Annotated in this window: 4 protein-coding genes; all 4 read left to right on the top strand. The window is 36.5% G+C overall.

The window, feature by feature from the left end:
• The first annotated feature begins 30 nt into the window (after positions 1-30).
• The 4 genes from AB674_RS02120 (at position 31) to AB674_RS02105 (ending at position 17,180) form a co-directional block, all read left to right on the top strand.
• Entirely contained in the window at positions 31-336 is a 306-nt protein-coding gene (locus AB674_RS02120; protein ID WP_131701506.1) for a hypothetical protein, read from the top strand.
• A 73-nt stretch (positions 337-409) separates the two neighbouring features.
• Positions 410-796 (top strand): hypothetical protein, encoded by a 387-nt coding sequence (locus tag AB674_RS02115; RefSeq protein ID WP_047773456.1) that lies wholly within the window; start codon positions 410-412, stop codon positions 794-796.
• 503 nt (positions 797-1,299) lie between these two features.
• On the top strand, positions 1,300-9,999 hold the full coding sequence (locus AB674_RS02110) for a non-ribosomal peptide synthetase (protein WP_047773455.1): 8,700 nt from the start codon (positions 1,300-1,302) through the stop codon (positions 9,997-9,999).
• Positions 10,000-10,796: 797 nt separating this feature from the next.
• The gene (locus tag AB674_RS02105) at positions 10,797-17,180 is read left to right on the top strand and encodes a non-ribosomal peptide synthetase (RefSeq protein ID WP_047773454.1); all 6,384 of its coding nucleotides are present in this window, start codon (positions 10,797-10,799) and stop codon (positions 17,178-17,180) included.
• Positions 17,181-17,188 lie beyond the last annotated feature (8 nt).

Here is a 17,188-nt window from a genome sequence, read left to right as displayed (position 1 = left end):
AACAGTTTTTTAGTAAAACTAAAAAAGAGGATGTATTTACTACTTGCATTAAGTCCAATTCTTTACTTGTGCTTTAGTATATTTAAATGGCCCGTTTATAATTCTTTATTGGATAAGTATGCTGTCGTAAAAGAGGCAACAATTATTAATGAAAAAAACATTCAAGGTAAGGGAGTCATAACTCAGATGTTTACCTATTCATATGCGTTTTCTGCGAATGGGAAATTATATAACGGAGATTCCAAAAAGAGAGGCTATAAAATCGGTAATAAAATTGAGGTAGAGTATTTGGAATCTTTTCCAAGTATTAACAGACCCAAACAAATAAAAGAATAAGAGAAAAAGTTTTTTAATTAAGGTCTTTGGGTATTTCTTTATTGGGAATCCTTTGTTTTATTAAATTATTAGGATGAAAATAAAAGATAAAATGAATACTTATACTAATGATAAAAAAACACCAACCAAGCCAACCACCAAAGAGTACTTTAAATTAGTAGGTGTATTGCTTGGTATTATAGCTTTTTTTGTATGGCTTTGTATCTATCTTATTGATGAAAAAACGGATGAAATTCAATATGTTAAAGAGGATTATACCACTTCGAAAGGAATAATTACTAAAATGTCTTTATATAAAGGAAAAGCAGTGAGGATTAAATACGTTGTCAATGGAAAAGTATATGAGGAATCTGATGGAATGGGAAAAAAATTAAATAAAGAAGAAGGAGATTCAATAGCCATAAAATATTCCAATAAAGAACCGGAATTAATGGTTAGTGAATACAATTGGGATTATTAAAAAATCTCCCGTGTTTTGTCAATATGATTTTCAGTAGGAACGAGTACTGAAAATAAAAAAAAATAAGAATAATCGTAAGGATAAGTAAAAGGTACAGCAAAATATTTGACTGTACCTTTTTTTATTTTTGGAGTTTATGAAAAAGGATATTCAGCTTAAAAATCGTTTGACCGCAAAGAATGTGTGCAGACTTGAAAGCTTCGCTTGGCAAAACAGATCAAAGTTTAGGTGTTTGTGAATCCCTTTGTTAGTTGTTTTTCTGTTGCGAATAGCTGCCCGTAATTTTTATACCGAAAGTCCGTAATTTTTAGTGGAGTGTTGCTTTTATTTTCGCTTAGGGTCAATTATGCGATCTGCGTTGTGACCTGAATTGCAAGAACATAAAAGTAGATTACAGGCTTCAGATCATTTGTTATATAGCTTCTTGGTAACAAAAGACAACAGTGATAAGCCTAGTTAACTCCTTGTTAAATAAACTAATGGTATAAAAGAATTACACTAAAATGGATCACATTAACCACAAAATTGGTAAAGACTATTGGAATAAAAAAATCAGTAAACTTACTTATTCTAAAGAAAATTTTTCGGAAAACTCTTCAACAGATTTTAGTACCGTTTCGGCTTCTGAACTTTCTTACTTCTATAAATTAACGGCTGAAAATACTATTGTAGAATTTACGGTGTTGATCGCCCTTTATAATATGTTGCTTCAAAGGTATTTTGAAGAGTCTAATTTTGTGTCCTCTAACATGTTTTTGAATGCTGAAAATGCAGTGTCATTTTATGTATTTCAAGCTATAACTCAAAAGACGGTAAAAGAATTTATACAGGAAGCAAAAGAAGAAGTTCAAGACGTTTATAAGCATACAAACTATTACGAAGAGCATAGTATTTCCACAGCATCAAATGTAAATGCTATTCCTTTTCAGTTTAATTACGGAGCAGAAAAAGAACAGCAAGTATTGTGCTGCGGCTGGTCCTTTCAAATCGAAAAACTGGAAAATAAAGATTTTAGAATGGCATTACATCATTCGGATAAATTTGTGGAAAGTGCTCTCGCCGGACATTTTTCAGCAAATTTTAAAAACCTATTAGCAGGATTAGAAGACAATATTACTACTTCAATTTCTAAACTGCCTTTAGTTTTGAATGAAGAAAAAGAATTGCTGTTACACACTTTCAATGCGACAAAAACGAACTATGATACGACTCTTTCATTAGCCGAAATAGTAGAAAAGCAAGTACAGAAAACACCGCAGCATGTTGCCGTTGTTTGTAAAGAAACAGTACTTACCTATCAGTCGCTTAACGAGCAGGCCAATCAGGTTTCGGATTGGCTGATTAAAGAGTATGCTATTGCAGCAGGCGATTTTGTCGGGGTTAAAATGGAGAGAAGCGAAAAACTGCTTATAACTCTATTAGCGGTTTTAAAGGCGGGGGCTACCTACGTACCCGTAGATGTCAATTATCCGGAGGAAAGAATTGCCTTCATTGAAAAAGACAGTAATTGCAAGCTCGTTGTTGATGCTGTTCTTTATAATGATTTTGAGAAGAAACAGAACAACTACTCCAAAGAAAATCAGTCTGCGAACCGAAAATCAGCTGAGCTGGCGTACATTATATACACTTCGGGAACTACCGGAAACCCTAAAGGCGTGATGATCACACATCAAAATGCTGTAGCCTTAATTGATTGGGCACAAAGAGAGTTTGACACAGATAGTTTTGATGTAGTGTATGCCGCCACATCGCATTGTTTTGATCTTTCCGTTTATGAGATGTTTTACACACTTTCTGTTGGAAAAAAAATCAAAATACTAAATAATGCTTTAGAGATTGGCGCCGAATTGGCCAAAGATCAGAAGATTTTATTAAATACAGTACCTTCAAGTATTCGAAAGGTTTTAGAGGAAGGTTTTAGCCTTAAAAATGTGAGTGTAATTAATCTTGCAGGAGAACCTTTTCCGGTAGATATTGCAAAAAAGTTGTTGCTGACGAATGCCGAAATAAGAAACTTGTACGGCCCTTCGGAAGATACTACTTATAGCACTTGTTACAAATTATCTTCAGAAAAAAACTATACGACCATTCCTATTGGTAAACCCATTAGCAATACACAGGCTTATATTCTAGATGACGCTTTACAACTGGTACCGGCTGGTATTGTTGGAAAATTATATCTTTCGGGAGACGGTGTGACAAAAGGATATCTCAATCAGCCCGAACTAACTTCGGCCAAATTTATAGAAAATCCTTTTGAGGAAGGAAATAAAATGTACGATACCGGTGATTTGGCAAAATGGGCTCCTGACGGGAATCTGATTTTCTTGGGAAGAAAAGACCATCAAATAAAACTCAGAGGGTATCGTATTGAACTCGGAGAAATTGAGAACGCCATTTCTTCGTTTTCAGAAAACATACTGCAAGCCGTTGTGGCGGTCAAAGAGCGTAAAGGAGAAGATGTTTTAGTAGGCTATTATGTAGAAAACGAGTTTATCGATAAAACAGTTTTAAGGGGACATTTAGAAAAACTCCTCCCAGGTTATATGATTCCTGCTTATTTTATTAAACTAGAGACAATTCCGTTGACTCCAAATGGTAAAGTAGATAAAAAAGCGCTTTCAGAAATTACGGAAACGGCAATCGTAAAAAGAGAATATGTAGCTGCAGCTGATGTTCTTGAAAAAACACTAGTTGAGATTTGGGAACAAGCCTTAGGAGTAGCGCCTATCGGTATGAACGATCATTTTTTTGAAATGGGAGGCCATAGTTTAATGATTTCGCAAATTATTAATGCCATCTACAAAAAACTGGAGAAGAGTGTTCCGTATAAAATGTTTTATACCAACCCAACCCTCTCCGAGTTAAAAAAAGTATTAAAAAATAAAGAATATTTGCCAATTCCTTTGGCTGCTTTTTCAGAATCCTATCCATTGACGCATTCACAAAACCGATTGTGGTTGTTAAGTCAACTCGACGGTGGGAATGATGCCTATGAGATTTCAGGAGCGGTGGTGTTAAAAGGAGCTGTCAACCAAGCTAAATTTATTGAAGCCTTTAATCAAGTTGTAGCACATCACGAAATTCTGAGGACTTTTTTTAAGAAAGATCAAAACGGAGCGGTAAATCAATACATTCTGCCCAAAGAAGAATTTCATTTTGCCATAGACACTAAAGATTTTTCTCATCAGCAATCGCCTTACGATGAGGTTAAGCATTATATTGAAGGAAAAAGTAAAAACTCCTATGATCTGACGAAAACTCCTTTATTCAGCGCTTCGTTATTGAAAACTACACCGGATAATTTTGTGTTTTATTTATCAATGCATCACCTGATAAGCGATGGCTGGTCATTGGAAGTATTGACCGCACAGGTTTTAGCCTGTTATGATGCTTTGCATACCGGAGAGGCAATCAAGTGGTCTCAGGAAGCTGTTCAATTTAAAGATTATGCCGTATGGTTGTTGGAGGAACAGAAAAAAGAGAACTATCAGACCGCCCGATTGTATTGGCTTAAACAATTTGAAGACACCGTTCCGGTACTTCAATTACCTGTTTATGCGAACCGTCCCGCAGTAAAAACGTATGGAGGAAGTCAGTTGTATCATGTTTTAACAGCAGAAGTACTTACAGAGCTAAAAAACCTTTCCAAGAACTATCAGGTAACGCTATTTACAGTGTTAATGACGGGTATAAAAGCAGTATTATCCCGATATAGCAATCAAGACGACATTATCATCGGAACGCCAATAGCAGGGCGGGAGCATCCTGATTTAGAAGATCAAATTGGGTTGTTTACCAATACGCTGGCCATACGAAATTCAGTAAATCAGAACGAAGGATTTTCGACTTTACTTCAAAGAGAAGGAAAACTACTTTTGGAAGCTTATGAGCATCAGAATTTTCCATTTGATGCCTTGGTAGAAGAATTAAAAATAGCAAGAGACACTACAAGATCCCCTTTGTTTGATGTGATGGTCGTGCTGCAAAATCAACAACAATTAGCCAACTTTAAACACTCCGATTCATCTACAGTAACGATCGAAGAGTTCAAAATTAACAGAGCAATTGCCCCTTTTGATATCGTATTTACTTTTACAGAAAAAGAGGAGCTTACTTTAGAAATACTATACAATACAGACCTTTATACAGAGAATTTCATCAAAGGATTGTCCCAACATTTGGAGAATTTGTTTGTTCAAGTGATAAAGAGCCCCGAAATGGTAGTGGGAGAAATAGATTTGGTTTCCGAAAATGAAAAAGAAACTTTGCTACAGGTATTCAACGATACTGATGCCGCTTTTGATACGGAGAAAACCATAATCGATTTGTTTTTAGAGCAAGTAGAAAAAACGCCACACCATATCGCTGTCCGATCAGAAAATCAGTCTTTGAGTTATGCCGAACTGGATAAAAGATCGAATAAATTGGCGAATTACCTGATTGAGAACTATCGAATTGTTCCGCATGATCTGGTGGCAGTTTTATTAGAAAGAAACGAACATTTGGTGGTTTCCTTATTGGCCATACTAAAAACAGGGGCCGCTTATGTGCCTATAGACAAGAATTATCCCGAGAACAGAATTAAAGATATTATAGATGATGTTGCGGGCAAAGTAGTTATAGACACTGCTTTTTTGGATGTTTTTTATAATGAAAAACAATTGTCCGACGTTCAACCCGATGTAAAAACTGAAAGTACAGATCTGGCCTATGTAATCTATACTTCCGGATCTACCGGAAAACCAAAAGGCGTGATGATTGCACATCAGGGATTGGTTAATCTGTGTTTTTGGCACAAAGAAGTCTACAACGTTACAGCATCCAGTAAAGGAACTTTGTTTTCCGGGGTTGCCTTTGATGCATCGGTTTGGGAAATCTATCCGTATCTGCTATCAGGTGCCACACTTTACCCTATTGAAAACGAAGAAGTACGTCTGCAAACCAAATTGTTGACTTCTTTTTTGAAAGAAAACGAGATTACTCATTCGTACTTGCCTTCAAAAATATGTCAGGATATCATGGCAGATAACAGTTTGGCTCTATCGACTACGATACTTACAGGAGGAGAGAGTTTAAATTATGCAGTGGATACTTCTTTACAAGTATATAATAACTACGGACCAACAGAAAACACGGTCGTAACAACCTATTACGATTGTAAAGAAAGCACAAAAGAAAAAGTATCGATCGGAAAACCTATCGCAAATACAAAGGTTTACATACTGTCTGAAAATTTAAAATTACAACCAATTGGAGTTATTGGAGAATTGTGTATTTCAGGAATCGGACTTTCAAAAGGGTATTTGCATCAACCGGAACTTACGGCTGAAAAATTTATTCAAAACCCATTTGCAGCAACAGAAAAATTATACAAAACCGGAGATTTAGCCCGATGGTTACCCGATGGAAATCTTGAATTTATAGAAAGAAAAGACAATCAGGTAAAAATACGAGGCAACAGGGTTGAATTGGCAGAAATAGAACATGTGATCAGAAGCTATGAACCTGCAATTTCTACTGCCCTGGTTCTGGCCAAAGAAATCAACAATGAACAAACCATTATAGCGTATTTTACCACAACGGTGGCTATAGACAGAAAAGCACTTAGAGCCTATTTAAAAGAGCAGTTAGCTGATTATATGGTGCCGGCGTATTATATTGCATTAGAAACAGTGCCCTTAAATGCAAACGGTAAAATAGATCTGGCCAAGCTGCCCGCAATCACCGAAGCCGATGTTCTGAAAAAAGAATATGTGGCACCGATTAACGAAACTGAAACAAAAATAGCCGTAATCTGGCAAGAACTTTTGGGACATCAAACCATAGGCAGCACCGACGATTTTTTTGAACTTGGTGGACATAGTTTACTCCTAACAAAATTAGTAAGCGAATATCAAAAGACATTCAAAATAGCGATTCCGCTAAAAACGCTTTATGCCAATACCAGTCTGAGAAGCCATGCCGCTCTTTTAAATGAATTAGCTCCAGACGTATATGAGATTGATAAATTGCCTTCTCAGGAATACTATGAATTATCGCCATCGCAAATGCGCTATTGGTTGCTTTATAAAATCAAAGGAAAATCAAGAGAGTTTAATATATACAGTACGCTGCAGTTACCGGATAACTTTGATCTAACCGCTTTTAAAACCGCTTTTGATCTTCTTTTAGAACGTCATGAGATTTTAAGAAGTGTATTTGCAGAAGAGGCCGGAATTCCAAAACAAAAAATCCGATCCCATTTATCAGTAGAAATCCAGTGCTTCGAATCGGAATTGGATGCTAAAAAAGAGGTATTCGAACAGGAGTTTGATCTTGAAGCAGATGTTTTGTTTAAAGTTGCTATTTTGAAAGAAGGCCCGGCTCACCGTTTGTATTTTAACATCCATCATAGTATAAGCGACGGCTGGTCTATGGGAATTATATCGAGAGATTTAATGGATATTTATACGGCCACTATAAGCAACAAGCCTGCTGAACTTCCCGAATTGGCTATACAATATAAAGAATATGCCCACTGGCAAAATAAGGTATTACAGTCGTCGGATGTTAGTGTTTCCGAAAAATACTGGAAAGAACAGTTTGCCGGACAATTATCGTATTTGCAATTGCCAACAGACTACACGGCAAAAGTAAAAACGAACGATGGAACCTCTTCATCTTATACTGTATACATTTCAGAAGAACAGAAGAAAAAAATAGAAAAACTATCGGGAGAAAAAAAGACGAGTGTTTTCGCAATTTTTGTGGCTACGCTAAAGATCCTGTTGTTCAGACTCACTTCCGAAGAAGATATTACACTGGGGATTCCGGTGGCCAACCGAAATCATTACCAATTAAAAGAGGTAGTGGGTTGTTTTATAAATACGCTTATGTTGCGGGATAAAATAAGTGAGAAGGATTCTTTTGAAACCTGGTTGCAACGCGTTAATGAAACTTTAATAAACGCTCTGGCACATCAGAACTATCCTTTTGAACAGTTATTGGAGCTTATAGAGGCTCCCCAAAATGACAATGGTTTTCCGCTAAGTCCCGTGTTTTTGAATATGGTTGATTTTGATACAAAACCGTTGGAAAGGATAGCCGATTTTAGTCCAAATCACGAACTATTGGAAGCAACTCCAAAGTTTGATATAGAATGTTATATAAAAAGTTTTACAAACGGATACAGTATCAACTGCGTATACGATCAGGAACTCTTTAAAAAAGAAACCATAACGTATTGGATAGACGCCTATTTGTCAATCATAGATCAGGTGGTGGTCGATGACAAAAAAACATTGCATGAGATAGAAATATTTCAAGACTATATTTTTGAGGAAGACGATTCAAAACCGACCAATGATTTTGATTATTTTGAAGCGAGTGAAATTGAACAAAGTATCACACAGCGATTTGAAAAACAGGTAGCTAAATTTCCCGATCATTCCGCTGTATTTGCGAATCAAACAGTACTTACTTACAAAACGCTGAATAATTGCGCCAATTATTTGGCATTAGAAATCAATAAAAAAGCCAATCCGCAGACACGACGAGTAGCCTTGCTTTTAAACCATAATGAAACCTGCGTAATAGGAATGTTGGGAGTGCTAAAAGCTGGTTATGCCTATGTGCCTATAGATGCGAACAGTCCTTTGAGTAGAATTCAGTACCTTATTGAAGATTCAGGTTGTACGCTTTTGGTCTGTAATGCAACCACTATAGAGAAAGCCCGACAGTTGGAGCAGGAAGTACCACAGCTAGCTATTATAACAATATCTGAAAATTATACTCTTCCCGAAATTTCAAATCCAAATAACAGTATAAGTCCTTCGGCAGAGGCTTATGTTTTGTATACTTCCGGTTCTACGGGAATGCCCAAAGGAGTTTTGCAAAAGCAAAGAAATGTACTTCATTTTATCAGAGTATATACCAATAATGTTCGCATTGCCATAAAAGACAACCTAAGTGTTTTCTCTACTTATACTTTTGATGCCTCGGTAAAAGATATTTATGGTGCGATTTTAAATGGCGCTACCGTGAGTATTTACGATATTGTTGAAAATGGTCTTGACCCGCTTTCAGACTGGTTATTTACGCAGAATATCACAATTATACATATGGTACCCACGATCTACAGGAATTTTTTAAAGGGACTGGAAGAGGACAAAGTCTTACCAACAGTGCGATTAATAGATTTGGGAGGAGAATCATGTCATAAGCCCGATTTAGATTTATTTAAAAAACATTTCCTTGAAGGTGCTTTTTTAGTAAACGATTATGGGCCAACGGAATCTACTATTGTGGCTCAAAAATTCTTAAAACATGCCTCACAATTGACAAGAAGCAATGTGCCGCTGGGCAAATCGGTTGAGGAAACGGAGCTCTTTTTATTGGGTGAAAACAACCAGCGAAGAGGGGTTTATCAAACGGGAGAAATTGTTTTCAAAAGCGACTTCCTTTCATTGGGCTACCTAAACAGAGAGGAATTAACAGCACAGGTTTTTACAACAGATCCCGCGACAGGAGAAGGAAGAATTTATAAATCAGGGGATATCGGAAAGATGCTTCCTACCGGTGAAATTGAGTTTCTGCAACGCAAAGATTCTCAGGTAAAAATCAACGGATTTCGAATAGAGCTGTCTGAAATAGAATATCAATTAGAACAAATTGAGTGGATAAAAGAGGCCGTGGTTTTACTTAAAGAATTAAATGGAAATAACCACATAACGGCCTATATAAAGGTAACTGAAGCTTTAGAAGTAACAAAAATTAAAATGCTTTTAGGAGAAATATTACCTAAATATATGATTCCGACGATCTATATAACCATGGAAGAATTTCCATTAACGAGAACCGGAAAAATAGAACGAAAAGCATTACCAAACCCTGAGGTCTCTGATTTAAAAACCGTTCCTTATGTAGCGCCGAAAAATGACATAGAAAAAACTTTGGTCACGATTTGGGCTGAGGTGCTGAAAATTGATGCGCCAATTATAGGAACCGAAGATAATTTCTTCGAATTAGGAGGCAACAGTTTACAAGCCGTTGTTTTAATCAATAAAATAAATAAGACCTATAATACGGTATTTTCGATCGCTAATCTTTACGAAACTTTAAACATTAAGGATTTATCTGCTTTGTTGCACTTTTCGATACTTCAGAATAATGAAGATGATACGGTCTTGCAGGAATTGGATCAGGACGAAATTATTTTGTAAACCCGTCAATAAAAAATAATCAAAATTTGAGTAGCCGTTGGTTTTAACCAGCGGCTATTTGCGTTTGAGTCTGGAAGCTTTAAGAAAAAAACTTGTGAGTAAAGTTTTGGCTAAAGCTTCGTATTAAAAAACACCTACTAACCTGATTTTGAATATTAAGTTGTTGATTTTTTACTATTGAGGTTTTCCTGCAAGGTCTTTTTTTTGACCTTGTGGGTATCCTAATTTATGCTTTACACCTAACAAGGTCAAAAAAAGGCCTTGCAGGAAATAGAATAGTTTATAAAACACAATATGGATTGAACGTACTGCGCGTTTTGTAAGTTTTTTCTAAGGTAAAAATTCAGTGTTTTTGATGTTTTACAAAAGAATCAATTTTTTTTAGTTAAAATTAACACGCTTATTTGTTTGATTCTTAATGTTTTAGGGGCTTCACTGAAAAGACCGTAAATTAGATATCAAAAGTCCGTAATTTTTATTATTTGGTTACTGATATTTTTGATTAAAGTATTTTATATGTAGATACTAGAAGGGATTTTTATATGGCACATAACTGTAAATGAGGATGGTAAATGTGTGTTTTTTTTGAAAATTAGATTTTTTGCATCACGTGCAGTTTACAAAGATTGGCGTTTTTATATCCGTTAAAGTTTGTGTTGAGAAAAAAGCTTGCGAAGTATTAAGAAACTAATCCATTATTTTTTTAGCAGTAGTTAAAGAATGAGGTAAATGAAAAAAAAAGAAAATGATCTGGAAAATAGAATAAAATACAAGACTAGATTAAAACTGTTTTTTTTATGAAAAATGAAATGATTAATAAGCTTCTTTCTTTGGGAGTTCAGTTGAAAATAATTGACGGAAATCTTAAGGTGAATGCTCCAAAGGGAGTATTGACAAAAGAGTTGCTGGAAGAGATTAAAGAGCACAAGGCCTACTTGATTAGCTTGATCTCTTCGAATATTTCAATTTCTAAAGCTAAGGTAATGGAAAGTTACCCGCTGACTCCCACGCAATATTTTATGTGGTTTACCCATGAATATCTAGGAGGAAACAAAGCTTACAACATCACTTCGACATTGAAGTTAAGTGGAAAACTCAATGCGACACTTCTGGAACAAGCATTTCAAAAAGTAGTTGCACGACACGAATCACTTCGAACCATTTTTAGAAAAAATCAAAAAGAAGAAATACAACAATATATCCGAACTAAGGAAGAAGCAAATTTTAAGCTTCAAACCATAATTTCGGAGGATTCCCCTGTAGTCCAACTTCACAATCAAATAAAAAAAGAGTACCAAAAAGCTTTCGATCTGGAAAAAGATCTTTTGCTGAGCGCTACTTTATTAAAAAGAAACGAAGAAGAGCACATTTTGTTATTTGTGTTGCACCATATCATAGGCGATGGCTGGTCCTTGCAAATTCTAACCAGAGAAGTAATGCTGGTTTACAATAGTTTAGTCCATAACCAGGAAATACAATTGGCTGAACTGTCGATACAATACAAAGACTACAGCGAATGGCTCAATGAGAAACTTGCAAGTCCTGAATATCATAACAAATTAGAATATTGGAAGCAACAGTTTGAAACCAATTCCCCTCTATTAAATTTAGTTCCGGGAAAACGTCCGGTCATGAAAACGTATAACGGAAATATTCTTCAGCACGAATTTTCAAAATCGTTTTTAGCAGCATTAAACGCATTTGGTAAAGAACAGCAAATGACTTTGTTTATGCTCTTAGTTGGAGGTCTTAATGGATTGTTTTCCAAATATACAGGTCAGAGCGACATAACCCTTGGTACTACTGTGGCAGGAAGAGAACATTCTGATATTGAGAATCAAATAGGATTATACTCTAATGCACTGCCAATTCGAACACAATTTGATAAGGAAGACAGCTTTTTGGAACTCATGCAGAAACAAAAGCAGACGCTTATCAAAGCATACGAAAACAAAGAATATCCTTTTACAGCATTTGTCAATCAATTAGCACTTCCTAAAGACCAAAGCAGATCACCATTGTTTGATATTATGGTGTTGTTGCAAAATCATCAGGGCTTGGAACTAAACGATCAAAAAGAAATAGATGGGATTGTAGCTACTGAATACAGCGAAATAGAAAGAGGTGTAAGCCAACTGGATATTAGTTTTGTATTTGTAGAAAGTGAAAAAGGACTGACATTAAACGTAGAATACAATACAGATATCTATCAGGAGAATTTTATAGCTAATTTGTTACAGCACTTTGAAGCTTTTGTAAGTTCGGGTTTGAGAAAGCCCGAACAAGCAATAAATGCTATTGAAATTGTATCTCCGGTAGAAAAAAATAAACTTCTTAACGAGTTCAATACGACACTAACGCCTTACGATTCTTCTTTAACGGTAGTAAATCTTATACAATCAAAGGTTAAGGACGACCCAAATCAAACCGCACTTGTACATCGGGGAGAGAAAATCAGCTATGCGCAATTAGAAACCTACAGTACTAAACTGGCCAATTGTCTTGGACAACAATTCAACATAAAAAAAGGTGATTTTGTTGGAATTGAACTGGAAAGAAATCCATGGATGATTATTGCGATTCTGGGCGTATTAAAAGCAGGCGCGGTCTACGTACCCATAGATCCTGCCTATCCGGAAGCACGAAAAAAGTACATACAAGAAGACAGCGGATGTAAGCTGATTGTCAATACGCAAATCATAGACGAGTTTAAAAATAATGTAGAGCAATATGCTGAGACGCCTGTTGCTACGATTGCTCAAGAAGATTTAGCTTATGTGATCTACACTTCGGGATCGACCGGAAATCCGAAAGGGGTTCAGATTACACATGAATCTTTTGTAGATTATGTGTTAACGTTTAAAAATCATTTTCGATTAACAGCTCAGGATAGTGTAGTGCAGCAAGCCAGCATTTCTTTTGACACCTCTATAGAAGAAATATTTCCGATTCTTAGTAGCGGAGGAACCTTGTTTTTTCATGACGAGAAAGGGGATTTTGATGCGTTATTCAAGCTTTGCGAACAACACAAAATAACGGTTTTAAGTACGAATCCTTATGCATTGCAATACCTGAATGATACATACGATCAGTACAATCTTGGGATCAGAACACTGATTAGTGGCGGAGATACTTTACAAGCCGATCATGTAAGTAATTTATGGGACAAACTTGCCGTATTTAATACTTATGGCCCCACAGAAAGTACTGTTTGTGCGACCTATTATCCGCTAACAAATAAAGAAACAGTCATTCCAATTGGTAAACCAATAGTGAACAGACAAGTATATATTATGGAGTCGGGTGCTACTCAATTAACTCCTGTTGGAATTGTTGGTGAACTTTGTATTTCAGGAAAAGGAATAGCGGCCGGATACTTGAATCAGCCTGAATTGACGAGAGAGAAATTTGTCTTCAATCCGTTTAATTCTGATTCGTTGCTCTACCGTACAGGAGATTTAGGTTATTGGATGCCCGACGGAAACATCGGTTTTATAGGCCGAAAAGACCAGCAGATAAAAATTAGAGGATACCGTGTAGAACTTGGCGAGATCGAACAGGCACTACAAGAAGATAAAACCGTAACCACGGCAGTAGTACTAGCCAAAGAACGTGCCGGAGAACAAGTCCTTGTGGCCTACGTAGTCGGTGCAAATATCAATATTGAAGCTTTAAAAAACGGCTTAAGAACAAGTTTACCGGATTATATGATTCCCGGGTTTTATGTAGAACTGGAAACAATTCCTTTAACTTCTAATGGAAAAATAAACAAACAAGCGTTATTGGCCATTGAAGATCTTGGCGTAAAAAATAACGAATATGTTGCCCCCGGAAACGATCTGGAATCTCAAATGGTTTTGTTATGGGAAGAGATTTTAGGAATATCCAAGATCGGCATTACCACCAGTTTTTTTGATTTGGGAGGACACAGTCTGAAAGTGATAAGACTCATCAACAAATTAGAAAAATTAGGATACAAATTAAAAGTCAAAGATGTTTTTGAATCCCCGACCATACTGGGAATTATAGCAAAATTGCAACTGTCTGCGAGCGCACAATTTACCAAAATACCGGAGCAGGAATACTATCCGGTGACTTCTTCACAAAGACGTTTATGGACGCTAAGTCAATTTGAGGGAGGCAGTGCGGCTTACAACATTGCGAATGTATTAGAATTGAAAGGCAAATTAGACCTGTCCTTATTTCAACAATCAGTAGATAAACTCATTGACCGACACGAGAGTCTTCGCACGGTTTTTAAAGCAGATGAATCGGGAGTGTTGAGCCAATATGTACTGCCTGCAGCATCGGTTGTTTGTCCGATAGACGTGCATCATGGATTAAATGAAGAAGCGTTATCAGCAAAAATAACCAGTCATGTCAACCATCCTTTTAATTTGGGTGAGGCGCCACTGCTAAAAGTAGAAATTATAAGCTTTAACGATGCGCATCATTTACTCTTGTTTAATCTGCATCATATTGTAGGGGATGGCTGGTCAATGGAAATTTTATCCAGAGAAATAGTAGCCCAATACAACCATCTAAAGCAGGCTACAGGAATTGCGTTACCGGATTTACCGATTCAATATAAAGATTACGCGCATTGGTACAACAGTGCGCCAAATCAGGAAAAATTAGCCGAATCAGGAAGTTACTGGCGCGAGCAATTTGCAGGTAATCTTCCGGTATTGGAATTGTTGACCACAGCCACACGTCCAAAAGTAAAAACGTATAATGGCGATAGTATTTCACATGCTTTCTCAATAGATTTTATTACCAAATTAAAAGGTTTTTGCCAACAGCATCAAGCTACTTTGTTCATGGCAGTAATGGCAGGATTAAACGGCTTATTTTACAGATACAGCGGACAAACCGATGTCATTCTCGGGACTCCGGTGGCAGGACGAGATTATCCGGATTTAGAAGAGCAAATAGGATTATACCTGAACACACTGGCAATTCGAACTCGTTTTGAAGTAACTGATACGTATGGCAGTTTAGTAAAAAAACAAAAGAAGGTATTGCTGGAAGGGTATGAGAATCAATCTTATCCTTTTGATGTACTGGTAGAAGAATTGGGGTTAAAACGTGATCTTTCAAGATCGGCACTTTTTGATGTTATGGTTGTTTTACACAATCAGCAAGATTTATTTTCTAAAGAAGAAACTTTCGAAGAAATAACAATAGCGCCCTATAAAAAAATACAAAAGAACACAAGTCAGTTTGATTTGAGTTTTTCTTTTGCGGAAGGAAAAGAGAGCCTGAACCTGACGTTGAATTACAATACTGATATATATACCAAGGGTTTTGTTCAAAAACTGATCCATTATTTAGAAAGATTTATTTCTGAAGGGATAGAAAAACCGAACGATAGCATTGCCAAAATTGACTTTGTTCCCAGTGAAGAAAAACAACGTTTGCTGCACACTTATAACGCGACAAATAGAGCCTATCAAGAAAACAGAACTATAGTAGATTTGGTTAACGCTCAAATGTGTAAAACGCCCGAGGCAATTGCGCTTGTGTGTGAAGATAAAACGATTACGTACAAAGCGTTATCGGAAAAATCAAATCAATTGGCACACTACCTGTTGGAGCAATGCGCTGTACGTCCGGGAGATTTTGTAGGTATAAAAGTAAAAAGAGATGAATGGTTGGTTATAGCCCTGCTAGCGGTCTTAAAAACCGGAGCGACTTACGTTCCTATCGATTTAAATTATCCCGAAGAACGAATCGCTTATATCGAACAGGACAGTTCTTGTAAAATTACAATAACCGAAAAAGTATTGCATGATTTTGAACAGGCAAACATACCGGTTGCAGAACTGCCGGAAATTAAAATAACATCCGATTCATTAGCGTATATCATCTATACTTCAGGGTCTACCGGAAAGCCAAAAGGCGTTATGTTAACCCATGATAATGCTGTAGCCTTTTTAGAGTGGAGTAAAGAAGAATTTGCTGCTGCTGATTTTGATATTCTCTATGCAGCAACTTCACATTGTTTTGATTTATCGGTATTTGAAATGTTTTATCCACTGAGCACCGGAAAAAAAATCAGAATCATTACCAACGGATTGTCAATTGCCGATTATGTAGACAGCGACCAAAAAATATTCATAAACACAGTTCCTTCTGTAGTGGATAATTTACTGGAAAGAGAGATTTCTTTAAAAAATGTTTCGGTATTAAATATGGCGGGAGAACCTATTCCGATAGCGTTGAGCAATGCCCTGATCAAATATCCGATCGAGATAAGAAATCTGTACGGTCCGTCTGAAGATACCACTTATAGCAGTTGTTACAGGATTGAGAAAAAGCAGGAACATTCGCTTCCAATTGGAAAACCTATTTCTAACACCCGTTTTTATATCGTATCAGAAGAATTAGCACTACAAGGAGAAGGACTAATAGGCGAGATCTGTATCTCCGGAAAGGGATTATCGGTGGGTTATTTGAATCAACCTGAGCTGACTAAGGAGAAATTTGTACCAAATCCGTTTGATCCCGGAACTGTCATGTATCGCACGGGAGATTTGGGCTATTGGATGCCCGATCAAAACATAGGTTTTGCGGGACGAAAAGACGATCAGATAAAAATTCGCGGATACCGTATAGAGCTGGGCGAAATAGAACATGCTTTACAAGAAGAAGAAACCATAAGTAATGCAGTAGTACTGACCAAGGAGCATGACGGAGAAAAACAAATTGTTGCTTACTTAAAAGGCGAGAATATTGATATGCAGCAAATACGTAAAAGCCTGTCACAAAAACTGCCGGGTTATATGTTACCAACCTATTCTCTGTTGTTAGACGAAATACCCTTAACAGCTAATGGTAAAGTTGATAAAACGGCACTTTTAAAACTGGAAATTTTCAAAATAAAAGCTTCAGACTATGTAGCACCAACCTCAGAAACAGAAGCAAAAATAGCCGCCATATGGCAGGACATACTTGGTTTGGAAAAGGTAGGTATAACAGATGATTTCTTCGAATTGGGCGGACATAGTTTAAAAGCGACTGAGCTATTATCAGTTCTTCAAAAACAATTTGATGTATCGATCAATATTCAGGAATTATTCCTGCGTCCTACCATTCAGAATTTAGCAATGAATATTGAAAATGTGAAATGGGTGGAAGAAATAGATAACGAACGGTCTGTAAAAAAGATACTAATATAAAATTACAC

It is taken from the genome of Flavobacterium sp. ABG (assembly GCF_001027725.1).
Lineage (GTDB): Bacteria > Bacteroidota > Bacteroidia > Flavobacteriales > Flavobacteriaceae > Flavobacterium > Flavobacterium cupriresistens.
Note: the sequence above shows the minus strand (reverse complement) of the source record. Positions and strands in the feature narration are given on the sequence as shown.

Bases quoted from the DNA above. Each gene is read 5' to 3' on its own strand.
- AB674_RS02120 (WP_131701506.1), top strand. From the start codon at position 31: ATGTATTTACTACTTGCATTAAGTCCAATTCTTTACTTGTGCTTTAGT.
- AB674_RS02115 (WP_047773456.1), top strand. From the start codon at position 410: ATGAAAATAAAAGATAAAATGAATACTTATACTAATGATAAAAAAACA.
- AB674_RS02110 (WP_047773455.1), top strand. From the start codon at position 1,300: ATGGATCACATTAACCACAAAATTGGTAAAGACTATTGGAATAAAAAA.
- AB674_RS02105 (WP_047773454.1), top strand. From the start codon at position 10,797: ATGAAAAATGAAATGATTAATAAGCTTCTTTCTTTGGGAGTTCAGTTG.